General features: G+C 66.9%; 16 protein-coding genes. 6 read left to right on the top strand and 10 right to left on the bottom strand.

Features of this window, described 5'->3' with window-relative positions; genetic code table 11:
• Positions 1 to 228 precede the first annotated feature (228 nt).
• A complete protein-coding gene (locus AB2M62_RS04205) occupies positions 229 to 1446 on the top strand; it encodes a hypothetical protein (protein ID WP_404338089.1) in 1218 nt (405 codons plus the stop codon).
• Complete coding sequence (locus AB2M62_RS04210) at positions 1350 to 7484, top strand: putative Ig domain-containing protein (RefSeq protein ID WP_404339791.1); 6135 nt, start codon at positions 1350 to 1352, stop codon at positions 7482 to 7484. Before AB2M62_RS04205 ends, AB2M62_RS04210 begins: the two co-directional genes overlap by 97 nt.
• A 228-nt stretch (positions 7485 to 7712) precedes the next feature.
• Here AB2M62_RS04210 and AB2M62_RS04215 read toward each other — a convergent pair whose 3' ends face one another.
• Positions 7713 to 8030: an antibiotic biosynthesis monooxygenase family protein gene (locus AB2M62_RS04215; RefSeq protein WP_404338091.1), complete on the bottom strand. Its 318-nt coding sequence runs from the start codon at positions 8028 to 8030 to the stop codon at positions 7713 to 7715.
• Positions 8031 to 8355: 325 nt separating this feature from the next.
• Between AB2M62_RS04215 and AB2M62_RS04220 the strand changes: the two genes are divergently transcribed.
• Positions 8356 to 10734: a GH92 family glycosyl hydrolase gene (locus AB2M62_RS04220; protein WP_404338093.1), complete on the top strand. Its 2379-nt coding sequence runs from the start codon at positions 8356 to 8358 to the stop codon at positions 10732 to 10734.
• A 19-nt stretch (positions 10735 to 10753) separates the two neighbouring features.
• On the opposite strand, the gene AB2M62_RS04225 is transcribed toward AB2M62_RS04220, so the two are convergent.
• The 9 genes from AB2M62_RS04225 to AB2M62_RS04265 form a co-directional block, all read right to left on the bottom strand.
• Entirely contained in the window at positions 10754 to 11104 is a 351-nt protein-coding gene (locus AB2M62_RS04225) for a response regulator (protein ID WP_404338095.1), read from the bottom strand.
• The gene (locus tag AB2M62_RS04230) at positions 11101 to 13185 is read right to left on the bottom strand and encodes a PAS domain S-box protein (protein ID WP_404338096.1); all 2085 of its coding nucleotides are present in this window, start codon (positions 13183 to 13185) and stop codon (positions 11101 to 11103) included. The genes AB2M62_RS04225 and AB2M62_RS04230 overlap by 4 nt, the downstream gene beginning before the upstream one ends.
• A 126-nt stretch (positions 13186 to 13311) precedes the next feature.
• On the bottom strand, positions 13312 to 13803 hold the full coding sequence (locus tag AB2M62_RS04235; protein WP_404338098.1) for an HpcH/HpaI aldolase/citrate lyase family protein: 492 nt from the start codon (positions 13801 to 13803) through the stop codon (positions 13312 to 13314).
• Complete coding sequence (locus tag AB2M62_RS04240; RefSeq protein ID WP_404338100.1) at positions 13731 to 14183, bottom strand: aldolase/citrate lyase family protein; 453 nt, start codon at positions 14181 to 14183, stop codon at positions 13731 to 13733. Before AB2M62_RS04240 ends, AB2M62_RS04235 begins: the two co-directional genes overlap by 73 nt.
• Positions 14184 to 14522: 339 nt before the next feature.
• Positions 14523 to 15032, bottom strand: coding sequence for a GNAT family N-acetyltransferase (locus AB2M62_RS04245; RefSeq protein WP_404338102.1), 510 nt, complete (start codon positions 15030 to 15032; stop codon positions 14523 to 14525).
• A 165-nt stretch (positions 15033 to 15197) separates the two neighbouring features.
• On the bottom strand, positions 15198 to 15920 hold the full coding sequence (locus AB2M62_RS04250; RefSeq protein WP_404338104.1) for a 3'(2'),5'-bisphosphate nucleotidase CysQ: 723 nt from the start codon (positions 15918 to 15920) through the stop codon (positions 15198 to 15200).
• A complete protein-coding gene (cysN, locus tag AB2M62_RS04255) occupies positions 15917 to 17845 on the bottom strand; it encodes a sulfate adenylyltransferase subunit CysN (protein WP_404338105.1) in 1929 nt (642 codons plus the stop codon). The genes AB2M62_RS04250 and cysN overlap by 4 nt, the downstream gene beginning before the upstream one ends.
• Positions 17845 to 18789 (bottom strand): sulfate adenylyltransferase subunit CysD, encoded by a 945-nt coding sequence (cysD, locus tag AB2M62_RS04260; protein WP_404339793.1) that lies wholly within the window; start codon positions 18787 to 18789, stop codon positions 17845 to 17847. Before cysD ends, cysN begins: the two co-directional genes overlap by 1 nt.
• A gap of 93 nt (positions 18790 to 18882) precedes the next feature.
• Positions 18883 to 20199, bottom strand: a complete 1317-nt coding sequence (locus tag AB2M62_RS04265) for a UDP-glucose dehydrogenase family protein (RefSeq protein ID WP_404338106.1) — start codon at positions 20197 to 20199, stop codon at positions 18883 to 18885.
• 606 nt (positions 20200 to 20805) lie between these two features.
• Between AB2M62_RS04265 and AB2M62_RS04270 the strand changes: the two genes are divergently transcribed.
• The 3 genes from AB2M62_RS04270 (at position 20806) to AB2M62_RS04280 (ending at position 24979) form a co-directional block, all read left to right on the top strand.
• Positions 20806 to 22086, top strand: coding sequence for a putative bifunctional diguanylate cyclase/phosphodiesterase (locus AB2M62_RS04270; protein WP_404338108.1), 1281 nt, complete (start codon positions 20806 to 20808; stop codon positions 22084 to 22086).
• Entirely contained in the window at positions 22086 to 24527 is a 2442-nt protein-coding gene (locus AB2M62_RS04275) for an ATP-binding protein (protein ID WP_404339795.1), read from the top strand. Before AB2M62_RS04270 ends, AB2M62_RS04275 begins: the two co-directional genes overlap by 1 nt.
• Positions 24528 to 24592: 65 nt before the next feature.
• Positions 24593 to 24979 carry a response regulator gene (locus tag AB2M62_RS04280; RefSeq protein WP_404338109.1) on the top strand — a complete coding sequence of 129 codons (387 nt, stop codon included), beginning with the start codon at positions 24593 to 24595 and terminating at the stop codon, positions 24977 to 24979.
• Positions 24980 to 25009: the final 30 nt, after the last annotated feature.

The raw sequence follows: 25009 nt of genomic DNA on the forward strand, positions 1-25009 counted from the left end.
AGCCCGCTCGTCGCTAAAATGGGAAATGACGAGTGACTTGATCGTCACGGATACGAATCGTAATGGGCCAATCTGTTGTTGGCAACCGCAAGACCGCTCCTCCTTGCAGCAATTAGTGGATCTGCTCACAAGTTAACAAAAATGAAGGATAAATATCAGTAAGCGCCCTGAGGGTCAGCTTGCTGACCAAGTAAATTCGTCTATGTTGCGGCACGATTCGTCGTGGGGATGACGATGATGACCGGGGGGTTTTCGAGCATGTTTCGGCGCACTGTTCAGGTGTTTACCGCCATTGTGGATGCGATTTCGAATCGCCCGCAGTCGCCGATCCGCTTGTCTTCGAAGCGCATTCGTTCCGCGCTCGTAGCGACCTTGGCAGTGTCTGCGGCGCTTGCGCCCGTCGCGGCGCAGGCGTCGACAGGATGCGACGCGATCAATAGCGGCGTCCTCAATTTCAGCATGACGACGAGCGGCACCACCATCACGTCCTCGACGGCGAAGGGATCCGCCGCCAGCTATCGCGCGAACACGGCCCGCACCTCGGCGCAGACCGGCGACGGCGGCCTGTCGCCGGCGAGCTGGGCTCCCGACAGCGCGACCTTCTACACCTTCGACGTCGGCGACGTGATCGACATGACCGCCAATGTCACCGGCTTTTCAGGCACTGGCAGTCTCTCGGCACGCCTGTTCGAAGGAACCGGCGGCTCCGCTTTCACGCAGCAGGGCTTCGAAGTCTTTACGGGCAACGGCTCGAATGCGACGACGATCAGCTTCTCGGCCTCGGCGTCGACCGCCGCGGTGCAGTCGCGCGCAGTCCGGTCGGGCACGGTGGACGGCACAATCACGCTCGCGGTCACCTGCACGCCCGGCACGCCTCCCGTGCCGGCGCTCAACAGCTTCACGGCGAGCGCGGTCGCCTATGGCTCGACCGGCAACTCCATCAACGCCGCCACCGGCACCAGCGCGACCAACAGTCCGACGGGCTGGCTCATCTCGAAAACCAGCGGGGGGACCTTCGCCGCAACTGCGCAGAGCGCCAACAGCAGCACGACCAACGTTTCGATCAACAGCTCCGGCGTCGTCACTTATGCCGCGCCGGCCAGCTTCCGCGGCAGCGACACCTTCTACGTCCGTGCTTCCAACGCCAATGGCGATTCGAATGTCGCCACGGTGACGGTGCCGGTCAACAATCCGACGCTGTCGGGCACTTTGGCCGGTTCGGGTACGCGAGGTACCGCGCTTAGCGGTGTTGCCATCACCCCTGCCGGGGAACGGGACCCTATACTTGCGGAACCACGCTCGCCTCGGGTGCGCTCCCGGCGGGCACGCAGCTCAACGGCAATTGCACGATCACCGGCACGCCGACGGCGAGCGGATCGTTCAACTTCACCGCCAATATTACTGACAGCTCGACACCCGCCTTCACCCAGGCGACCAGCACGCTGACGCTCGTCATCGCGGCGCCGACGCTCAGCCTGTCGCCCGCCGCGGGCGCGTTGCCGGGCGCCACGGCCGGCGCCAGCTATTCGCAGAGCTTCACCGCCAGCGGCGGCACGGCGACTTATAGCTATGCCGTGACTGCCGGCAGCCTGCCCAGCGGGGTAACGCTGACCGGGGGTACGATCTCGGGCACGCCCACCGCCGTGGGCACCTTCAACTTCACGATCACCGCGACCGACAGCTCCACGGCTGGCAGCGGCGGGCCGTATTCGGTGGCGAATTCCTATTCGATCGCTGTCGCCGCGCCGACAATCTCACTCGCCCCGGCCAGCCTGCCCAATGGTGCGATCGGCACCGCCTATTCGCAAGCCGTCACCGCCAGTGGCGGCACCGCGACCTACAGCTATGCGGTTACTGCGGGTGCGCTCCCTGCCGGGTTGTCGATGAGTGCCGCCGGCGCGATTAGCGGCACCCCCTCAGCAGGTGGCACCTTCAATTTCACCGTGACGGCGAGCGACAGCACCACCGGTCCCGGCGCGCCCTATGGCGGCAGCCGCGCCTATGCGATCACTATCGGCGCGCCGACGATCACGCTGAGCCCTGCCTCGCTGACCAACGCGACGGTCGCCACCGCCTATTCGGCGACGATCACCGCGAGCGGCGGCACCGCGACCTACACCTATGCCGTGACTGCCGGCGCGCTTCCGGCAGGACTCAATCTGACGGCAGGCGGCGCGCTCTCGGGCACGCCGACCGCGGGTGGCAGCTTCAACTTCACCGTCACCGCGACCGACAGCTCGGGCGGTGCGGGCCCCTATACCGGCAACCGGGCCTACACGCTGACCGTCGCGGCGCCGACGATCGCGATCGCGCCGGCCTCGTTGCCCAATGCGACAGCGGGCACGGCATATAGCCAGGCGATCACCGCGAGCGGCGGCACCGCAACCTACAGCTATGCCGTCACCGCCGGCGCGCTGCCCGCCGGACTGAGCCTGACCGGCGACACCATTTCGGGCACGCCGACCGCAGGCGGCAGCTTCAACTTCACGATCACCGCGACCGACAGTTCGGGCGGTTCCGGGCCTTACAGCGCCGGCCGCTCCTATACGCTGACCGTCGCGGCCGCGACCGTGACGCTCTCGCCCACATCCGTGCCCAACGGTTATGCCGGCACGCCGTACAGCCAGACGTTGACTGCGTCCGGCGGCAATGGGCCCTACACCTTCGCGGTCACCGCCGGCGCGCTGCCGCCGGGCCTCAGCCTGTCTGCCAGCGGCGTGCTCTCGGGCAACGGGACGGCGAACGACCAATATACGTTCACGATCACTGCGACCGACAGCTCCACCGGCGCGGGCGCGCCTTATAGTGGCAGCCGCAGCTACACGCTCCTTATGAACTCGCCCAACTTCACGCTCGCGGCGCCAACGCTGTCGAGTTCGGTGGGTGCCACCTATACCGGTAACTTCGTCGCCGGCGGCGGTACGGCGCCCTACACCTATTCTCGTTACTCCGGCACGATTCCGCCGGGCCTGACGCTGGCGTCCAACGGCACGCTTTCGGGCACGCCGACGGCGGCAGGCAGTTTCAACTTTGCCGTGGTTGCCCGCGACACGACCGCGGGTGCCGGCGCTCCCTATGGCGTGGCCTCCGGCTACACCTTCACCGTCTCGGCCCCGTCGATCACGCTCGCGCCTGCCACGCTCGGTAATGGTGCGATCGGCACGCCGTACAGCGAGGCCCTCAGCGCCTCGGGCGGCACGGCGCCTTACAGCTATGCCGTCACGGCGGGTGCCGTGCCCGCCGGCCTTTCGCTCAATCCCTCGACCGGCGCGCTGACCGGCACGCCGAGCGCGGGCGGCACCTTCAACTTCACGATCACCGCGACCGACAGCTCGACCGGCACCGGCGCGCCCTTCTCGACCAATCGCGCTTATGCGGTGACCATCGCGGCGCCGACGGTCACGATCGCGCCGACGACGCTGCCCAGCGGCACCCCCGGTGTCGCCTATAGCCAGGCGCTCACCGCGAGCGGCGGCACGGCACCCTATAGCTATGCGGTCACCGCGGGGGCCTTGCCCGGCGGACTGACGCTGTCGCCGACCGGCACGCTCGGCGGAACGCCGAGCTCGGCAGGCACCTTCTCCTTCACAGTCACGGCGACCGACAGTTCGACCGGCAGCGGCCCCTATGCAGGAACGCGCGCCTATTCGGTGACCGTGGGCACCCCGACGATCGTCGTCGACACCACAAGTCTGCCCAACGCCACCGTCGCCGCGGCCTACAGCCAGACCGTTACCGCCAGCGGCGGCACCGCGCCGTACAGCTTCGCGATCACCGCCGGCGCGCTGCCGGCAGGGGTGAACCTGTCGACGGGGGGTACGCTCTCCGGCACGCCCAGCGCGGGCGGCACCTTCAACTTCACGATCACCGCCACCGACAGCTCGGGCGGTAGCGGGCCGTATAGCGGCAGCCGTGCGCTCAGCCTGACCGTCACTGCGCCGACGATCGCGCTCGCGCCCGCCGCGCTGCCCAATGCGACGGTGGCCACGCCATATAGCCAGGCGATCACCGCCTCGGGCGGCACCGCCGGCTACAGCTATGCCGTCACTGCCGGGGCGCTGCCCGCGGGCCTGACGCTGTCGCCCACCGGCACGCTGTCGGGCACTGCTACGGCGAGCGGCACCTTCACCTTCACGGTCACCGCCACCGACAGCTCGACCGGCACCGGCGCGCCCTATACCGGCAGCCGTGCCTATTCCCTGACCGTCGGCGCGCCGACGATTGCCCTCGCGCCGCCGACCCTGACCGGCGGCCAGATGGACGTCGCCTATAGCCAGGCGCTCAGCGCCAGCGGCGGCACCGCGCCGTACAGCTATGCCGTCACCGCGGGTGCGCTGCCCGCGGGGCTGACGCTCTCGCCGGCCGGGACGATCGCGGGCACGCCGAGCGTCCATGGCACGTTCAACGTCACCATCACCGCGACCGACAGCTCGACCGGCGCCGGTGCGCCGTTCGACGGCAGCCGGGCGTACAGCCTGGTCATCGCCGTACCCACGGCGCCCTCTGCCGGCCCGGTCAGCGAAACGGTCCCCTATAATTCGGGCGCGAACCCGATCACGCTGGCGATCTCGGGCGGCACGCCGACCAGCGTTGCGGTGGCCTCGGCGCCGGCGCATGGCACGGCCAGCGTCTCGGGGCTGACCATCACTTACACCCCCGCCACCGGCTATTACGGCGCGGACAGCTTCACTTATACGGCCACCAATGACGGCGGCACCTCGGCGCCCGCCGTAGTGAGCATCACGGTCAGCACCCCCGCGGCGCCGACTGCAGCCAATGTCAGCAACGTCGCCGTGCCCTATAACAGCGGCGGCACGGCGATCGATCTCGCCCCGTCGATCACCGGCGTCCATTCGAGCATCGCGATCGGCACCGCGCCGGCGCACGGCACGACGACGATCGCCGGCGACGTGGTCACCTATACGCCGGCCGCCGGCTATTATGGCGCCGACAGCTTCACCTATACCGCGACCGGTCCCGGCGGCACCTCGTCCCCGGCGACGGTGACGCTGAACGTCGCTGTCCCGGCACCGCCGGCGGCCGCCGATCTCTCGGGCGTCGCCGTGCCCTATGGCAGCAGCGGCACCCCGATCGATCTCGCCCCGTCGATCACCGGCGTCCATTCGAGCATCGCGATCGGCACCGCACCGGCGCACGGCACGACGACGATCGCCGGCGATGTCGTCACCTACACGCCGGCCGCCGGCTATTATGGCGCCGACAGCTTCACCTACAACGCCACCGGCCCCGGCGGCACGTCGAACGTCGCGACGGTGACGCTCAACGTCGCGCTGCCCCCGGCACCGACTGCCGCGAACGTCAGCAACGTCGCCGTGGCGTACAACAGCACCGGCACCGCGATCGACCTGACCAGCTCGGTGAGCGGCGTCTATACCAGTCTTGCGATCGGCACCGCGCCGGCGCACGGCACCGCCACGGTCACCGGCAATGTCGTCACCTACACGCCGGCCGCCGGCTATTACGGCGCCGACAGCTTCACCTATACCGCGACCGGTCCCGGCGGCACCTCGTCGGCCGCGACCGTCACCCTGGCGGTCGACACCCCGCCGCCGCCTGCCGCCCAGCCGGGCAGCAGCACGGTGGCCGGCAGCACGCCGGTCAATCCGAACAGCAGCGTCCAGATCAACCTCTCGGCGCTGGTCACCGGCGACTATACGTCGATCCAGATCCAGACCCCGCCGGCGCACGGCACGTTGACGCTGCAGACCATCGGCTCGGCCGGTGGCGGATCGGGCATCGGCACGCTCGCCAGCCCGACCGTGATCGCCACCTACACGCCCGTCATGGGCTATGTCGGAAGCGACAGCTTCACCTTCGCCGCGGTCGGCCCGGGCGGCGCCTCCACGCCGGCAGCGGTGACGATCAGCATCGTCGGCGCAGTCCCGGTCGCACTGCCTAAGGTGGCGACGACGGGCGACGGCCAGACGGTGTCGGTCGATCTCACCGCCGGCGCGTCGAACGGACCGTTCATCGCCGCCAATGTGCTGAGCGTCACGCCGGCCAATGCAGCGACCACGGCGATCGTCGCGAGCGGCTCGGGCGCGACCCAGGCTTACCGCCTCGACGTCACGGCGAATAACCGCTTCGGCGGCGCGATCACGATCCAGTATACGCTGAGCAACGCCTATGGCGTCTCGGCCTCTGCGACCGTGACCGTAACCGTCACGGCACGCCCGGATCCCACGGCGGATCCGAACGTCCGCGCGGTCAGCGATGCCCAGGCCGAGGCGGCCCGCCGCTTCGCGCGCAGCCAGGTGTCGAACTTCATGCGCCGCACCGAACAGCTCCATCATGGCGGTGGGTCGTCCGGCGCGCAGATGGGCGTGACGCTCAATTCGCGCGACGGGCGCGGGCTCGTCCAGGCCAGCCCGGCCTTCGACGCCTCGGCACTCGCGATCACCGAACGGATGCGGCCCACCGCGGCAGATCCGGCGATGGGCGCCTATCTCAACAGCCAAGCAGGCCGCAGCGATCGCGGCGCGATGCTCGGCGCGCTGGGCAGCATGAACAATGCACCAAGCGGCAGCGTCCCAATCGGCAGCAACGGCACCAAGCGGGCAACTGCCCAGCCTGGCGATCAGGCCGGCAGCTATGGCGCCGAGGAATCCGAGGACGACGGCACTCGCCGCGTCGGTTCGGTCGGGCTGTGGAGCGGCGGCGCGATCGACATCGGCACCCAGGACGCCACCACCGATCGTTCGAAGATCACCGCGACGACTTCGGGTCTCAGCGGCGGTCTCGACATCAAGGTCGCCGAGGGCGCGGTGATCGGCATCGGCGGCGGCTATGGCAACGACGTCAGCCATATCGGCGGCGGCGCGGCGCGGGTGCGCAGCCAGAGCAGCCTGGTCGCGGCCTATGCCAGCCTGATGCCCTTCGAGAGCATCTTCGTCGACGGGATGGTCGGCAAGGGTGACTTGAGCTTCGCAACCCGGCGTGCCGTGGCGGCGGTCAACGCCACCGCCAACGGCAGCCGCGACGGCAGCTTCACCGTCGGCGCGCTCGCGCTCGGCATCGATCAGGCAAGCGGCGCGGTCCGCTGGTCGATCTATGGCCGCGGCGAGTTCATGAACGCCGATCTCGGCGCCTATGTCGAAAGCGGGGCAGGGCGCTACGACCTGCGCTTCGACGCCCGCGACCTCAAGTCGCTCACCGGCACGCTCGGTGCGCGGATCGAAGTCGAGCGGCGCTATGGCACCACGGTGATTACGCCGCGGCTGCGCTTCGAATGGAACCATGAGTTCGACAAGGCCGATGCCCAGTGGCTCGATTATGCCGACATCCCGGGGGCTGCCTTCTACAGCCTGGGCACCCAGGGCTGGATGCGCGATCAGTTCCAGCTGACCGTCGGCAGCCGCTTCGTCTTCCCGCGGAGCTGGGCGATCGATCTCGAGGGCGGCGCGCGCTTCGGCGGCAACGAGACTGCGGGCACCTTCCGGATCCTGTTCTCCAAGCAGTTCTGATCCAGGCCGGGGCGGCGGCAGCGCCGCCCCGGCTCCCGCCGCAATTCTGCCACTTCCAGCGGCTCCGATGCGCCGGTGCCGTTGTGGATCGCCCTTTCGCTGCAAAGTGTCGACGCCGAGGGCCACTACACTCGCCGCCTTTCGGACAGCGCCACCCTGGCCGGCGGCCGCCCGAAGAATTCGGTCGGCCTGACGTTAAAGCTCGGCTTCTAGCGGCGACACAGGGCCCTATTTGTCCAGCGTGAACACCGTCTCGTAGAGCCCGGGATGCGCAATGCCGAAGCGCCTATTGCCCTCGATCCGGCCCTGCGCATCGAGATGCTCGAACACCCGCCGGGCCGCATCGGGGCCCGCGGTCTGGGCATAATTGGCCACGCGCGTGCCATCGAGGCTGCGGTGCAGGCTGGCCGACAGCCAGCCCTCCACGTCGCGTGCGGCATGGGCGGCCTCGATCAGATAGGCGATCAGCGCATCCTGTCCGCCGGCGGGCACCGTGAAGACGTTGATCTGGGTCGTAATGCCGCGATCGGCACGGATAATCGGCATGGTCTCGCTCCTTGTCGGGCGCGACCGGGGCGTGCTTGACGCGGGAGATCCCAGGCAAGCGACAAGCCCCGGCTAAACGCGCCGGTTTGCTTGTCGCGGGTTCGCCTTGCAGCGACACGGAGCCTCGGAAGAGGGAGCGGGCTTACCGATGCCGCTCAGGTCCTTTTCGACGGGGCGAAGCATAGCCGCATTGTCGGCAAGTTGAAACAGGCAAGCTTCCAACCTGCCGCCACCGATAATGGCTATTTCGGCGCCGCAGATTGACTGGCCTCCATCTTCCCCTTTAGCAAAGCAAATTGATTTAATGCCGCCGGAGAAGCGAACCATGATGCGCCACGGAATCGCTGCTGCCGCGCTGCTGGTTGCCCTCGGGTCTGCGGGATACGCCGCGGACGGCGGCGCCGCCGGACCTGCCGCCGAGGTCAATCCATTCATCGGCACCACCAATGGCGGCAATGTCTTTCCCGGCGCGACGCGCCCCTTCGGCATGGCCGCGTTCAGTCCGGAGCTTAGCCCGCTTCCCGGCAGGCGCTTCCCGATCGCGGCGCCCGGTGGCTATGAGTGGCGCTCCAATGGCGTGCGCGGGTTCAGCCTGACCCATGTGTCCGGCACTGGCTGCACCGGGGCGAGCGGCGATATCCCGATCATGCCGGTGACCATGGCCGTCGAGCAGTCGCCTTCCTCGGTCGATGCCGGACTGAGCTATGCCAGTCTGCTGGATCACCAGAAGGAAAGTGCCAGCCCGGGCGCTTATGCGCTTACCCTTGAAAATGGCGTCAAGGCAGAGCTCGGTGCGACGGATCGAACGGTGCTGGGGCGCTTCACCTTCCCCGCGGACAAGCCGGCCAATCTGCTGTTCCGCACTTCGGACAGCGAAGTCGGCAGCAGCGATTCGACGATCCGCATCGATCCGGCGACCCGCACGGTCAGCGGATCGGTTACCAGCGGCAATTTCTGCGGTTATCTCGCCGAGGACCGCCGCGAGAGCTATTACACGCTTCACTTCGTGGCGGTGTTCGACCAGCCTTTCGAGGTCGGAGGAACCTGGCGCGATGAAAAAGTGACTCCCGGCTCCGCTGCGGGCTCGGGCGGCACCGGCTATGGCGAGCACGGCCATCCGCCCGCCGGCAAGGGCGCCGGCGGCTGGGTCCATTTCGATGCCAAGCGCACGCCGATCATCAATGTTCGCGTCGGCATCTCCTATGTCGATGCTGCGGGGGCGCGCGCGAACCTCAATTCCGAAAGTCCGGACGGAACGCGCCTCGAGGCCGTGCGGGCGGCCGGCCGCGACGTGTGGAACAGGGCGCTGGGCCAGATCCGCATCGACGGCGGCTCCCACGACGATCGAGCCGTTTTCTACACCGCGCTGTACCATGCGCTGATGACGCCGAACCTCTACAGCGATCGCGACGGACGGTATCGCGGGATCGATGGCAACGCGCATCGCCTCGCGCCGCGCCAGACCGCGCAATATGCCAATTATTCAGGCTGGGACGTCTATCGCTCGCAGCTCCAGCTCGTGACGTTTCTCGATCCGCAACGTGGATCGGACATCGCGCAGTCGCTGCTCAACCAGGCCGATCAGAATGGCGGCGTCTGGGATCGATGGACCCATCTGACCGGGCCGACGGGCGTGATGAACGGGGACCCGTCGCCGCCTTCGCTCGCCGCCATCTATGCCTTTGGCGGGCGGAACTTCGACGTGAAGCGCGCCTATGCCTCGCTGAAACGCGCCGCCACGGTGCCGACGCCCAAGGATCTGGAGCGCAGGGGATGTCCGGTGCTGTGCGTCGGGCAGCGCCCCGGGCTCGATCGGTGGCTGCAGCTTCACTACATGCCCGTTGGCGCGCCCGGCTGGGGCACCGCCTCCGACACGCTGGAGATGGCGGCGGCCGATTTCGGCCTTTCCGAGCTTGCCCGCCATGCCGGCGACAAGCCGGGCAGGCGGCTGTTCCTCCAGCGCTCCGGCTGGTGGCGCAATCTGTTCAACCCCGCGGCCACGCCCGAGGGCGGCTATATCCAGCCACGCAACGCCGATGGCAGCTGGCCAGCCTTCGATCCGGCGTCCGACGAGGAATTTGTCGAGGGGAGCGGTGCCCAATATCTCTGGATGGTTCCGTTCGATCCCGCCGGGTTGATCGCGGCACTCGGCGGCCGCGATGCCGCCGCGCGCCGGCTCGACGAATTCTTCCGCCAGCCCGACGGCGCCTGGGCAGTGACCAAATCGGGAGCGCTGCATGCCGAGATGGACAACGAGCCGTCGATCGCCTCGCCCTGGCTCTATCTCTTCGTCAGCCAGCCGTGGAAGACGCAGGAGACGGTGCGCGCCGCGATGCGCCAGATCTGGACCAATACGCCGCAGGGGATTTCGGGAAATGACGATCTTGGCCAGATGTCGTCCTGGTATGTCTGGTCTGCGCTCGGTCTCTACCCGCTCTATCCCGGTCGCGCCGAGCTGGTGGTCGGAAGTCCGCTGTTCCCGGGTGCCACGATCGAGCGGCCGGGCCGTCGCATCGTCATTCGCGCGCGCGATGCGTCCGCCGCGGCGCCCTACGTCCAGTCGCTGAGGGTGAACGGCCGGGCAAGGGACCGGGCATGGCTCCCCGCCGGTTTCGTCGCGCGCGGCGGCACGCTGGACTTCACGCTATCCCAGCAGGCCGATCACCGCTGGGCAACCGCGGCTCCGCCGCCCTCTTTCCACTGATCTCCGGGGCATCGCGCGCTCAGCCCAGCAGCAGCCGCAACGTCGAGGCGATGTCGTCGTCGCTATACGGTTTCTCGATCAACGGCGCCTCGTCAAAGCCTTCGGGCGCCATGCCATAGCCGCTGGCAAAGGCGAAAGGCACCCCGCGCAGCTGGAGCACCGTCGCGATCGGCGTGCTGCGTTCGCCGCCCAGGTTTATGTCGAGGATCGCTGCGTCGATCGCGGCGCTCTCTGCCAGCGCCAGCCCGTCGGACAGCCGCCCGGCCGGCCCGACGATCGCGCAGCCCAGCGTCTCGAGGATGTCCTCCAGGCACATCGCGACGATCGGCTCGTCCTCGACGATCAATACGCGCAGCCCGCTCAACGTCATTCGCCACTCTCCGGCAGCGGCGCATCGACGGTGCACACCAGCCCGCCCGGCTCGAAGGCGATCGTCACCGTGCCGGCAAGCTCGGCGGCCAGGCCGCGCTCGATCATCCGCGTGCCGAAGCCGCGGCGGCTCGGCGGCGCCACCGGCGGCCCGCCATGCTCCTCCCAGCGCAGCGCCAGCCGTGGCGGGGCGCCGCTATACCCCCAGGCAATCGCCACGCGTCCCTCGGGCCTGGACAGCGCGCCATGCTTGACGGCGTTTGTCGCCAGCTCGTGGATCGCCAGCGCCAGCGAGATCGCGGTCTTGGGCGGGATCGCCAGATCCGGCCCGTCGATCGCGAAGCGCCCTTCGATCCCGCCATGCGGCGCCACTGCATCGTCGAGGATCTGGCGCATCGAGACGGAGCCCCAATGCTGCCGGGTGAGCAAGTTGTGTGCCTCGGAAAGCGCCGCCAGCCTGCCTTCGAATGCGCGCCGCGCCACGGCGGGGTCGGTGCCGCCCTTGAAGGTCTGCTGGGCGATGCCCTGGACGATCGCCAGCGTATTCTTCACGCGGTGGTTGAGCTCGTCGATCAGCAGCCGCAAATGCGTCTCGGCGCGCTTGGCATCGGTCATGTCGCGGCCGATCGCGTGGAGCCCGGTCATCCGGCCCTCCTCGTCGGTGGTCAGCTGGGAATTGACTTCCCACACCAGCGCGCGCCCGTCCTTGGCACGCACCGCCACCGTGAGCCGCGTCGATCCCCCCTCGGCGAGCTTCTTGTTGAACGCGTCGAGCGCGATGCCGAACTGGTCTGGATCCATGAAGTCGGCGATCGAGCGGCCCAGCATCTCCGCCTCGCTATAGCCCAGCGCGGCGCACACCGCCGGGTTGACCGAGGTCAGACGGTTGTCGAGCGTCGTGGTCAGCAGAAAGTCGTTGGCCTGCTCGAAGATCGTGCGGAAGCGCGCCTCGCTATCGCGTAATTCGTCCTCCGCGCGCCGGCGGTCGGTGATGTCGAACGACACGCCGACGAAGCGGCTCGAGCGCCCATCGGCATAGTCGATCCGGCTGCCATGGCTCTGCAGCCAGCGTTCGCTGCCATCATCGGCGCGAATGATGCGATATTCGATCGTATAGGGCTCGCCATCCTCGAAGCAGCGCAAGGCAGCGTCGCGCGCGCGTTCGCGGTCGGCCGGATGCACCCGCGCCGCCCATTCCTGGAAGGTGCCGCGGCTTTCGGATCGCCGCGGAAGCCCCAGCAGGTCGAAGCGATTGGGCGACCATTCGCCTTCCATGCTGGCAAGGTCGAGCTCCCAGCTTGCCATCCCGGCGCTCTCGGTGGCGAGCCGCAGGCTCTCGGCGCTGCGTCGCACCGCTTCTTCGCCCAGTCGCCGCTGGGTGACGTCCAGCGACACTGCCAGCACGCCGAATGGCCGGCCGTCAGGCCGCCGGATCACCGAGACCGAATTGTTGACCCACACCACGCCGCCGTCCTTGCGGACATAGCGTTTCTCATGCGTGTAGGGGGTGCCCTCGCGCACCGCATCCTCGAACAGCGGAAGGTTGCTTGCCAGATCCGCGGGGTGGGTGATCTGCTGCATCGTCATGCCGAGCAGTTCGTCGCGGCGCCATCCGGCAATCTCGCAGAAGCGGTCGTTGACCAGCGTGAACCGGCCCTCGAGATCGACCTGGGCAAAGCCCGCCGTCGTCTGGTTGATGAACGCAGTGAGCTGCGCCTCGCGCTCGCGCAGCGCCAGCTCGGCCTCCTTGGCTTCGGTGACGTCGTGCGCCACGCCGATAAAGCCGATATGGCGCCCCTCTGCATCCCAGCGCGGCGACGAGGTGGAGTGGAGCCAGCGCCATTCCCCGTCCGCGCGGCGATAGCGGCCTTCCAGCTCGAACGTCGCCAGCGTCGCTTCGCCTGCAATCAATTCGGCGAGCATCCGAACCGCATCGTCGGGATGAATCACGTTGCGCCAGTCGAACGCCAGCGCTTCCTCATAGGAGACGCCGACAAAGGCGGCATAGGCGCGGTTGACGAAGCTGCGCCGCCGGTCGAGCCGCGTGACCCACACCGCGACAGGCGCGCTGTCGGCAATCATGCGGAACTCGTCTTCGCCCACAGGCAGGGGCTCAGAGGCTGGCTCCGGAGTCATCGGTTGGCGGGTACGCGATCGAACATCAAATATGTTCCTAGCCGCAAGCTGCGAGTAATCGATTAAACTTCATCAATCGCGCCGCATCGAAAGCACGGCCTGGGCGCGTTTCAGATGCGGCATGTCCAGCATCGCGCCGTCCAGCCCGATCGTCCCCACGCCCGGTTGCCCCGCAAACGCCGCGACGATCCGCTCGGCACGGTCGATCTCGGCGGGAGAGGGCGAGAAGGCACGATTGATCACCTCGACTTGGTCGGGATGGATCGCCAGCATGCCGCGAAAGCCTGCGCGCCGCGCCTTGGCGGCAACCTTGGCGAGCCCTTCCAGATCGCGGAAATCGCCGTGGATCGTCTCGATCGGCGTCACCTGCGCCGCAGCCGCACCCGCCAGGCACAGCGCGCGAAACAGCTGATAGGGGAAATCATACTCGCCGCCCTCGTCGCGATTGTCGGTCGCGCCCAGCGCAGTGGCGCTGTCCTCGGCGCCCCAGGTCAGCGCGGCGAGCCGCGGGCAGTCGGCATAATCCCCCAGCCCGAACAGCGCCGGCGCGGTCTCGGTCGCCACCACGATCGTGCGATATCGCCGATCGGCAGGCCAGCGGCGGCTTCGAGCGCGGTGAGATAATGATGCAGCCGCTCGGCCTCGGCGCGGGTCGCCTTGGGCAGCATGATCCCGTCGGGCCGGGCGGGGACGATCGCGGCAAGGTCTGCCAGCGCATGCGGGGTGTCGAGCGGATTGATCCGCACCCATTGCGGCTGGGCGCGCGCGGCATCGCGCAGATGCGCCGAAACCAGCTGCCGTGCCGCAGCCTTGTTCGCCTCGGCGACGGCGTCCTCGAGGTCGAGCAGCACCAGGTCCGCCGCGCTCGCCGATGCCTTGGCGAGCTTGCGCTCCGAATCGCCGGGCGCGAACAGCAGCGATCGGGCGATGAGCGGTTCGGCCAATGCATCCTCCTGATGGTCGGGACGCAGGCGTAGTGCCGCAGGCCGCCGGGGTAAAGCGCATCAAGCCCAAGCCGCGTTGGGATCAAAAACGCGGCCCGGGCTTGCTCCCAGCGTCAAAGACTCTCCGGGGGAGAGAGCCACAGATACGCGCAGTACTGGCGACAGGCCCCGGGGAGACGGGGAACGTCCGCGCAGGTCCCTCTAACCGATCGGGCCGGGCTTGTGAGTCCGGGATACCCCCGCCATCGCGGCTAAGGGCGAACCCCTATGGTGTCGCAGGCGTGAACCCGCGGCGGGATCTGAGAGGCGTTAGTTAAGCTCTTATCGATGAAGCATAAATCAGCGCAGAGTCTTTCGGACGCAGACCAGCATCGGATCGCCCTCAACCGGCACCGCCTCGAACCCCATCTCCCGCTCCAGCTTGATCGCGCCGCTGTTCGCGCGGTCTTCGATCGATTCGATCGAGGTATAGCCGCGCCGCCGGGCATGACCGACGAGATGATCGAGCAGCGTCCAACCTACGCCCTGGCCCTTGCGATCGCCGCGGATCGCGATCGCCGCCTCGGCGCGTGCGCCGGCGCTGTCGCCCGCCAGCATCGCCGTCGCGATCACGTCGCCCTTATCGTCGAAGGCAATCAGGCTGTCCTTCGCATCGTCAGGGCTTGTCATCGCCACCAGCCAGTCACGGCGCACTTCGCGCACCGGGCTCAGGAAGCGGAAGCGCAGGTCGTCGGGCGTCACGCGCGCGAAGAAGGCGGCGAGCGCCGGCTCGTCCTCTTCGCGCGCGCGACGGACGTGCAGCCGCACGCCATCACGCGTCACCAGCGGATCGGTCTCGATGGTCGTCATGCCTGTCTCCTTGTTGGTTGAGGCGTGCGCCTCCTCGTCGGGAGGCGCATTGACAGCGGTCAAGCCTGCCGCTTCGTTGATCGGTCGAGCCGGCGCTTGCCTGGCGCCCGATCGGCATTGGCGACGAAGCGCTTGCACGGCACGCACCGCGCAGCGTGGGGCGGCTCAGCTGCGGTTGCAGCCCGCAACCGCGCGCAAAACCGGTTCCGCCCATTCCGCCCGACAGATCAGCAGGTCGGGAATGTCGGTGGGCGCGGCATTGTAGACGATCGGCGATCCGTCGATCCGCGAGGCGTGCAGCCCAGCCGCCAGCGCCACTGCCACCGGTGCGCAATTGTCCCATTGGTGCTGCCCACCCGAATGGAGATAGATCTCCGCCTCGCCGCGCACCACCGCCATCGCCTTGGCGCCCGCCGATCCCATGCCGAGATGCTCGGCGCCGATCAGCGCACCAACATCGGCGCAGAGCTGGCTCGCGCGCGTGCGGCTCACCAGCATCCGCGGCGGGGTACGGGCAGGGGCAAGGGTGGGCGGGGCGTCGCTCGACAAGGTGCAGCCCAGCCGCGGCAGCGCCACTGCGCCCACCGCGGCCGCGCCGTCGATCGCCAGCGCGATGTGCACTGCCCAGTCCTCGCGCCGCTCGGCGAATTCGCGCGTGCCGTCGAGCGGGTCGACGATCCACACCCGGCTACGCGCCAGCCGCGACAGGTCGTCGGCCGATTCTTCGGAGAGGATCGCATCGTCGGGCCGCTCGGCGCGCAGCCGGGCGAGGATCAGCGCATTGGCTTCCTCGTCACCGCGCGCGCCACCAGCGCATTCGGCCTGGATGCGCAACAATAGCGTGCCGGCTTCCTCGGCGATGTCACGGGCAAGTTCGGCGTCGGTCAAATCACCGGGCTCCAGGTTCCCATCACGGTCTCGACGATCCGCTCGGCCGCTTCCTCGGGCGTTTCCTTGGTCGTGTCGACTCGGATCTCTGGCCGCGCCGGCGCTTCATAGGGACTGGAGATGCCGGTGAAGTTGGCGATCTCGCCGGTCCGCGCCTTTTTGTAGAGTCCCTTTACGTCGCGCGCCTCGGCGACATCCAGTGGCGTATCGATGAAGATTTCGAAGAACTCGCTTTCGGGCAGCATTGCCCGCACCATCTCGCGCTCGGCGCGGAACGGCGAGATGAAGGCCGTGAGCACGATCAGCCCGGCGTCGGTCATCAGCTTGGCGACCTCGCCGACGCGGCGGATATTCTCAATTCGGTCGGCGTCGCCAAAGCCGAGGTCCTTGTTGAGCCCGTGGCGGATATTGTCGCCGTCGAGCAGGAAGCTGTGCTTGCCCATCGCGTGCAGCTTCTTCTCGACCAGGTTGGCGATGGTCGACTTGCCCGACCCCGAAAGCCCGGTGAACCACAGCAGGCGCGGCTGCTGGCCCTTATGCGCGGCATGCGCCTCACGAGTGATCTCGATCGCCTGCCAATGGACATTCTGCGCCCGCCGCAGCGAAAAGCGCAGCATCCCCGCGGCGACGGTGGCGTTGGTCGCTTTGTCGATCAGGATGAAGCCGCCCAGATCCTTGTTCAGCTGGCCGCCGTCATCGACATACGGTTCGAACACGATCGGCCGGTCGGTATAGACCTCCGCGACGCCGATATCGTTGAGCGCCAGAGTAGGCGCCGAGAGTTCGGCCAGCGTGTTGACGTCGATCGCATAGCGTGGCGGCTGGACGCGCGCGCTCACTGTCTGGGTGCCGAGCTTGAGCCAATAGCCGCGGCCGGGGAGCAGCTCGGTCTGGTCCATCCAGACGATCGTCGCCTCGAACTGATCGGCTGCCTGGGGCGGCGCGTCGGCAGAGGCGATCACGTCGCCGCGCGAGCAATCGACTTCGTCGGCCAGAGTCAGCGTGACCGATTCGCCCGCCACTGCCTCGGCACGGTCGCCGCCCAGTGCGACGATCCGCGCCACGCGCGTGGTCCGGCCCGAAGGCAGGATGCGCACCGGGTCGCCGGGGCGCACGGTGCCGCTCGCGATCAGCCCGGCAAAGCCGCGGAAGTCGAGATTGGGCCGGTTGACCCATTGCACCGGCAGGCGGAAATCGCGCGCCCGGTCGGCGTCGGCATCGACCTGCACCGCCTCGAGGTGCGCCAGCAGGGCTGGGCCCTGATACCAGGGCGTGTTGTCGCTCGGGGCGGTGATATTGTCGCCCTTGAATCCCGAGATCGGGATCGGCGTGAACGCGGCGATGCCGATCGAGTTGGCAAAGGCGCGATAATCCTCGACGATCGCGTCATAGGCGGCCTGATCATAGCCGATCAGGTCCATCTTGTTCACCGCGAGCACGATGTGGCGGATGCCGAGCAGATGAGCGAGATAGGAGTGCCGCCGCGTCTGGGTGAGCACGCCCTTGCGCGCGTCGATCAGGATCACCGCAAGGTCGGCGGTCGAGGCGCCGGTCACCATGTTGCGGGTATACTGCTCGTGGCCGGGTGTATCGGCGACGATGAACTTGCGCTTTTCGGTCGCGAAGAAGCGATAGGCCACGTCGATGGTGATGCCCTGTTCGCGCTCGGCGGCGAGCCCGTCGACCAGCAGCGCGAAGTCGATCTCCTGGCCTTGCGTGCCCAGCCGCTTGCTGTCGGCTTCAAGGCTGGCGAGCTGGTCCTCGAAGATCATCTTCGAATTGTAGAGCAAGCGCCCGATAAGCGTCGATTTTCCGTCGTCCACGCTACCACAGGTGATGAAGCGCAGCAGCGACTTGTTCTGGTGGAGCGCGAGATAGGCCGAGATGTCGGACGCGATGAGCGCGTCGGGGCGATAGGAGGTCATCAGAAATAGCCCTCCTGCTTCTTCTTCTCCATGCTCGCCGTCTGGTCGTGGTCGATCGCGCGCCCCTGGCGCTCCGAGGTAGTGGTGAGCAGCATCTCCTGGATCACGTCGTCCAGCGTCGCTGCCTCGCTCTCGACCGCGCCGGTGAGCGGATAGCAGCCGAGCGTGCGGAAGCGGACCGAGCGTTCGACCGGCGTCTCGCCGGGGGCGAGGCGGAAGCGATCGTCATCGACCATCAGCAGCATCCCGTCGCGCTCCACCGTCGGGCGCGGCGCGGCGAAATAGAGCGGCACGATCTCGATGCCCTCGGCGCGGATATATTGCCAGATGTCGAGCTCGGTCCAGTTGGAGATCGGGAACACCCGCATGCTCTCGCCCTTGGCTTTCCGGGCGTTGTAGAGGTGCCACAGCTCGGGGCGCTGGTTCTTGGGATCCCAGCGATGCGAAGCGGTGCGGAAGGAGAAGACGCGCTCCTTGGCGCGGCTCTTCTCCTCGTCGCGACGGGCGCCACCGAACGCCGCGTCGAAGCCATAATGATCGAGCGCCTGCTTGAGCCCCTCGGTTTTCCACAGATCGGTGTGCAGCCCGCCATGGTCGAACGGGTTGATCCCGCGCGCCACCGCATCCGGATTCTTGTGGACGAGCAATTCCATCCCCGCATCCGCCGCCGCCTTGTCGCGCAGGTCGTACATCGCGCGGAACTTCCAGGTCGTGTCGACATGGAGCAGCGGGAAGGGCGGCGGCGCTGGGTAAAAGGCCTTGCGCGCGAGATGGAGCATCACCGCGCTGTCCTTGCCGATCGAATAGAGCATCACCGGGCGGTCCGCCTCGGCAACGACTTCGCGCAGGATGTGGATGCTCTCGGCCTCGAGCCGCTGCAGATGCGTCAGCGACCGTGGTCTCGCCACGGTTTCGCCGACGCTCTGCTGGTTCTCTCCGGCCATCGGTTCGGGATGCAACATGCGGCGGGATTTAGGAAGCGCCGCGCCGCCGGGCGATCTAGTTATTGTTTAGGGGCGGATACTCCTCCCCGAAGCTCAATCGAGCTTCGGCTTGCCCACGCCTACCAGGGTCAGCCCGGCGCGCTCTGCTTCGGAAGCCGGATAGATGTTGCGCAAGTCGACGAGCAGCGGCGTCTTGAGCGTGCCTGCGATCCGCTTGAGGTCGAGCGCACGGAATTCGTCCCATTCGGTCACGATCACCACCGCGTCGGCGCCTTCGGCCGCGACATAGGGGCTCGGGCAGAATTCGACGCCGCTCAACAGCGGCTTGGCCTGCTCGACGCCTTCGGGGTCATAGGCGCGCACCGTCGCACCGGCATCCTGCAGCGCAGCGATCACCGACAGGCTCGGCGCATCGCGCATGTCGTCGGTGTTGGGCTTGAAGGTTAGGCCGAGCACCGCGACGGTCTTGCCGTGCGCGTCGCCGCCCATCGCCTTGATGACCTTGCGCCCCATCGCGCGCTTGCGGGCGTCGTTGACCTGCACAGTTGCCTCGACGATCCGCTGCGGCGCCTCGAAATCCGCCGCGGTCTTGAGCAGCGCCAGCGTATCCTTTGGGAAGCACGAGCCGCCATAGCCGGGGCCGGCGTTCAGGAACTTGCGACCGATCCGATTGTCCAGGCCGATGCCGCGCGACACTTCCTGCACGTCGGCGCCCACCGCCTCGCAGAGATCGGCGATCTCGTTGATGAAGGTGATCTTCACTGCCAGGAATGCGTTCGCCGCATATTTGATCAGCTCCGAGGTACGCCGGCCGACAAAGACGATCGGCGCGCTCTGGTTGAGCGAGAGCGGGCGGTAGATCTGGCGCATCACTTCGCGCGCTTCCTCGTCGTCGGTGCCGAGCACGACGCGGTCGGGGCGCTTGAAGTCCTCGATCGCTGCGCCTTCGCGCAGGAATTCGGGGTTAGAGACGACCTTGGCGCCACTATTGGGCGCTACCTCGGCAAGGATCCGCTCGACCTCGTCGCCGGTGCCGACGGGAACGGTCGACTTGGTGACGATCACGCTCGGTCCGGTCAGGTTCTCGGCAACCTCGCGCGCAGCGGCATAGACATAGCTGAGATCAGCATGGCCATCGCCGCGGCGCGACGGCGTGCCCACGGCGATGAACACGGCATCGGCGCCGCGTACGCCCTCGGCGAGATCCGTGGTGAAGCTGAGCCGTCCCGCCTTGACGTTCGACGCGACAAGTTCGGCCAGGCCCGGCTCGTAGATCGGCATGACATTCTGGTGGAGCAACTCGATCTTGCGCGCATCCTTGTCGACGCAGACCACGTCGTGGCCGAAGTCCGAGAAGCAGGCGCCAGAAACCAGGCCCACATAGCCAGTGCCGATCATCGCAATACGCACGATATGTCCTTTTGGGATGCAGAGTCTGGAAGCGCCTTAGCGAAGCAGGGCGGCGGAGCAAGCGCTAGCACGCCGCAGCCCGGCGGCTTCACGGACGACAGGCAATAAAAAAGCGGCCGAAAGATCGGCCGCTTCGAAAGGCACCCGGGCCGGTCAGCACAGTCTCCTAGCGAGACTGCCGCACTGCCGGCCCGGTGATCATGATTGATTCAGAGCGGACGAATGGTCTCGCCGCCGGCACCATCACGGAAGAAGAAAGCGAACGCGAACATGGATAATCTCCCATCGGCGCATGACTGCGCAAGTCAGGTAGTTAATTCCATGTTAACAACGAATCAATCGGGATTTGTGCGTAGGTGGTGCACTTTGGGACAAGTGGGACTCGTGGTTTAACCCTTCCTTCAGTCTGCCCCCTTATCCCCAGCGTTGATGTCGGCACCGATCGAGCCTGCTACGCCCAAGGCGGATGCTGCTCCTGGGGAGGCCCGGGGGCCTACGGATCTCCCGGTTCTCGCTAGGATTTCGGCGAAGGAGACGCGCGTCTCCAACGATCGCCGCCAGCGGCCGCGAGGTGCCACCAAGGCACCGCGCCTCTCGATTGCTCAGATGCGGAACGCGTCCAACGATCAGGACGAGCCAGCCGTGGGTGCGCAGTGGCGCGTTCTGTGTCTTTGCGAGATCACCAATTTCGCCGTGATGCGGCGGCATCTCGGCCGGACCCGGACCGACACCCTGGCTGCAGACGTAGCGCAGCAGATCCTTTCGGTCTGCCCAGAAGCCCATGTGGTCAGTGCGGCGCGCGCGCTCATTGAAATCGGTTTGGCGTGCGACAGGCCGGAAGCAGCTGCGGGCGAGATCGATCGATTACGGCATGTCTTCCAGCGTCCTGTCGAGTTCGACGGAGAGCTGCACCAGCTTCAAATGCAGTTTGGCGTCGCTGCAGCGCCTGCCGATGAAGGTGACGCCGTTCGGTTGATCGAAGCTGCCGAGTTGGCGCTGGAGCAGGCGCGAAGCGAAAGCAGGGTGGTCATGCTCGATCTGTCGCGGGCAGATCTCGCCTTCGATCGACTGACCCTGATGCGCGAATTGCCGCGCGCGATCGCCGCGGGCGAGATGTTCCTGCAATATCAGCCCAAGGTGAATGTGCGCCGCCAGGAGATCGCCAGCGCCGAGGCGCTGGTCCGCTGGCAGCACCCCGAGCGCGGTCTGATCTTGCCAGGCGACTTCATCAGCGTGGCCGAGGAGGCCGGGCAAATCGGCGCGCTGACGCTGTGGACGCTGCACCAGGTGATCGCCGATCAGAAGCGGCTTGCCGCCGACGGTCAGGACCTCACCTTGTTCATCAACATCTCGGGCATGTTGCTCGCCGATACCGGCTTTGTCGGCGAGGCCTGCGAGATCGTTGCCCGCAGCGGCGCCAAGCTCGGCTTCGAGATCACCGAGACCGCTGTAATCCGCGATCCCGAAAGCGCGATCCGCCATTTGCAGACCTTCGCCGATATTGGTGTCCAGCTCGCGATCGACGATTATGGCGCGGGCCTTTCCTCGCTCGCCTATCTCAAGCAGCTCCCGGCCAAGGAGCTCAAGATCGACAAGATGTTCGTGTTGCAGCTGACCAGTAGCAACCGTGACCCGCTGATCGTGCGCTCGACCATCGATCTCGCGCATGCGCTCGAGATGGAAGTGACTGCCGAAGGCGTCGAGACGCCCTCGGCACTGGCGCTGCTCAGCGTGATGGGTTGTGACATGGTTCAGGGATTCCTGATCTCGCGCCCGCTCGATTTCGAAGCCTTCCGCAAATATCTCGCCGAGGACCCGTATCGCACCAGCGTCGGCTCGGTGCAGTCGTCTTTCGTTCGGCCCGAGAGCTTCTGGAAGCGCGCGTGATGCGCGCCAGGCTGCTCCTTGCCGCCCTGCTGCCACTGGGTGCGATTGCGCCCGCAAGGGCGGCCGATCCTGCGCTGCCCCCCGCCATCGCGCCAGCGATCGACAATGCCAAGGCGACGATGGTCGCCGATCCGGCCCAGGCGCTTCCTGCTGTCCAAGCTGCCGAGGTCATTGCCAAGAGGCTCCCCGACGCGCGTCAGCGTTCATTCGCGCTGGCGACGGTGCGCTGGCTCGGTGCCGAAGCCTATTTACGGACAAACCAGGCCAGGAAGGCCGAGCCGTTGCTTGCTGACGGACTTCGCCTGCTCGGTCGCATGCCTGAGCCGCTCAAGCTGCGCGGTAGCCTGCTGATGACGCAGGGTGTCTACTTCAAGGAATTGGATCGCGCCGACGAAGCCCTTGCGCGCTTCCAGGCGGCCTATCGCATCTTCACCGAAGTCGATGAGCGGCGACCGGCGGCCGTCGCGCTCCAGAACATCGCGTTGCTCTATTACGCGGCCAACGACGATGTCCGAGCGGTACGCTATTTTCGTCAGGCGGCGAGTAGCTACTCCGACGATCCGAACCTTACGCTTTCGCTTCGCAACAATCTGGGCAGTGTCTTCCTGACTACTGAACATTATGCCGAGGCCGAGGCCGAGTTTCGCGAGGCGCTCCAGATTGCCCGATCGATGAACGATTCGCTGCTCGAGGCCCGCATCCTCGGCAATCTCGCGCGCGCGCAGGTCGATCAGCATAAGTTTGCCGCCGCGGACGAAGCGCTGACTCGCGCCTTCGCGCTGGTGAAGACGAGCGACGCGACGATGCTGCGCCGCCAGCTTCTGGCCACCGCTGCGCGGATGGAAGCCGATCAGGGCGATTATATGCGCGCGGCGCGGATGATTCGCGCCTCGTTCGAGGGAGTCGATCTCGACACGACGACCGGCGATTTCCGCAACGCTCATCTCTATGCCCATGAGATATTCCGTGCGACCGGCCAGCCGGGGCTTGCGCTCAAGCATCTGGAGGCCCTCAAGCGTCTCGATGCCGAGGCTGCCAAGGTGGCGACGACGACCAGCGCCGCGCTGATGGGCGCGCGCTTCGATTATGCGAACCAAGAAGCGCATATCCAAAAGCTCAAGGCCGACGAAGCGAGCCGCACCGCCGCCTATCAGCGCACATTGTTCCTGGGGATCGGCGCCTTTGCGCTCGTATTGCTGACGTTGCTCAGCTTCGGGCTCGTCACCATCCGTCGCAGCCGCAACCAGGTCCGCGCCGCCAACGTCGTGCTGGGCGAGACCAACGCCGCACTCGAAAAGGCGCTCAGGGCCAAGACCGAATTCCTCGCCACGACGAGCCATGAAATCCGCACGCCGTTGAACGGTATCCTCGGGATGACTCAGGTCATGCTCTCCGATGAAGGGCTCGCGCCCGAGATGCGCGACCGCATAGGCATCGTCCATGGTGCCGGCGTGACGATGCGCAGCCTGGTCGACGACATCCTCGATGTCGCCAAGATGGAAACGGGCAACCTCACCGTCGATCCGCAACCGATGGACCTTTGTGCGACGCTCCACGAGGTCACGCGCATCTGGGAGGAGCAGGCGCGCGCGAAGGGGTTGCTCTTCCGCCTCGAACTCAGCCACGCGCCGCAATGGATCGTTTCTGATTCCGGACGGTTGCGTCAAATCGTGTTCAACCTGCTTTCCAACGCGGTTAAATTTACTGCCAAGGGGAGCGTGACGGTACGTGCGCTCGCCGAAGGCGAGGGGGACGCGCGACGGCTCAAGCTCGCCATCAGCGATACCGGCATCGGCATTCCGGCCGACAAGTTCGGTGAGATTTTCGAATCCTTCCGCCAGGTCGATGCCGGCACCACTCGTCAATTCGGCGGCACCGGGCTCGGCCTGACGATCTGCCGCAATCTCGCCCATGCGCTCGGCGGCGATATCGTTGTCACCAGCGTTGCGGGCGAGGGGGCCAGCTTCGTGATCGATTTGCCGCTCACGCTCGCCGAGGCTCCCGAGATCGCTGTGCCGGCGGGTTCGGCAGGCGGCACCATGCTCGTCCTCGAGCGCAACCCAATCGCGCGCAGCATGTTGCGCACCTTGTTCGAACCGCGCGTGCCCGCGCTGCGCTTCGCGTCGAGCGTCGAGGAAGCGCAAGCGCGATTGGAGGAGGGCGGGATCGACTGGCTTCTGGTCGATGAAGCCACCCTCAAGATTGCCGATGACCCGATTTCCAGCCTCGCCGGCCTCGTCGCGACCGCTGGCACCGCGAAAAGTGCGGTCCTTTGGGCCAAGCCCGACATGGCGATTTCCGCCGAAATTCTGCGCACAGGTATCGGACAAATCATCGAAAAGCCGGTCGGCGGCGCTGCGCTGGTCGACGCGGTCATTACGGAATCGAAAGAAAAAAGCGCGCATGGCGCTGCAGACCCGCTTGTTTCGCGGGCGGCTTAGCGCGATAGCACACCAGATATGACAAAACGGGTCGAGCTGTTTACCCTCCACCATGGCGGCACGCTGTGAACATCCTCTTCATCGAGGATGATCCGATGAATCGTCGCGTCGTGAAGGATATGCTCGACGTCGCGGGTGCGACGATGGCCGAGGCGAGCTGGGCCGAGGAAGGGCTCGCGAAGATCGATTCCGAGACGTTCGACGTCGTGCTGGTCGATCTGCGCATGCCCGGCACCGATGGCTTCGAGACGATCCGCCAGATCCGCGCCCGCGATGATGCCAAGGCCGAGCTGCCGGTCATCGTGGTGACCGCCGATACCGCCGTCGACCTGCGCGAGCGCTGCCTAGCCGTCGGTGCCGACGATGTGCTGTTCAAGCCGGTGGCGATGGACGCGCTTTTCGATTCGATCGGCCGCGTGCTGGCGATGCGCGGCGGCGGTCTGCTCGGCTAGGCGCAACACGGCCAAGCGGCGGAGATTGGC

Origin of the sequence: Sphingomonas sp. MMS12-HWE2-04 (assembly GCF_044881185.1) — a bacterium.
GTDB lineage: Bacteria > Pseudomonadota > Alphaproteobacteria > Sphingomonadales > Sphingomonadaceae > Sphingomonas.

Bases quoted from the DNA above. Each gene is read 5' to 3' on its own strand.
- AB2M62_RS04205 (WP_404338089.1), top strand. From the start codon at position 229: ATGACGATGATGACCGGGGGGTTTTCGAGCATGTTTCGGCGCACTGTT.
- AB2M62_RS04215 (WP_404338091.1), bottom strand. From the start codon at position 8,030: ATGCCGATTATCCGTGCCGATCGCGGCATTACGACCCAGATCAACGTC.
- AB2M62_RS04220 (WP_404338093.1), top strand. From the start codon at position 8,356: ATGATGCGCCACGGAATCGCTGCTGCCGCGCTGCTGGTTGCCCTCGGG.
- AB2M62_RS04225 (WP_404338095.1), bottom strand. From the start codon at position 11,104: ATGACGTTGAGCGGGCTGCGCGTATTGATCGTCGAGGACGAGCCGATC.
- AB2M62_RS04230 (WP_404338096.1), bottom strand. From the start codon at position 13,185: ATGATTGCCGACAGCGCGCCTGTCGCGGTGTGGGTCACGCGGCTCGAC.
- AB2M62_RS04245 (WP_404338102.1), bottom strand. From the start codon at position 15,032: ATGACGACCATCGAGACCGATCCGCTGGTGACGCGTGATGGCGTGCGG.
- cysN (WP_404338105.1), bottom strand. From the start codon at position 17,845: ATGACCTCCTATCGCCCCGACGCGCTCATCGCGTCCGACATCTCGGCC.
- cysD (WP_404339793.1), bottom strand. From the start codon at position 18,789: ATGGCCGGAGAGAACCAGCAGAGCGTCGGCGAAACCGTGGCGAGACCA.
- AB2M62_RS04270 (WP_404338108.1), top strand. From the start codon at position 20,806: ATGCGGAACGCGTCCAACGATCAGGACGAGCCAGCCGTGGGTGCGCAG.
- AB2M62_RS04275 (WP_404339795.1), top strand. From the start codon at position 22,086: ATGCGCGCCAGGCTGCTCCTTGCCGCCCTGCTGCCACTGGGTGCGATT.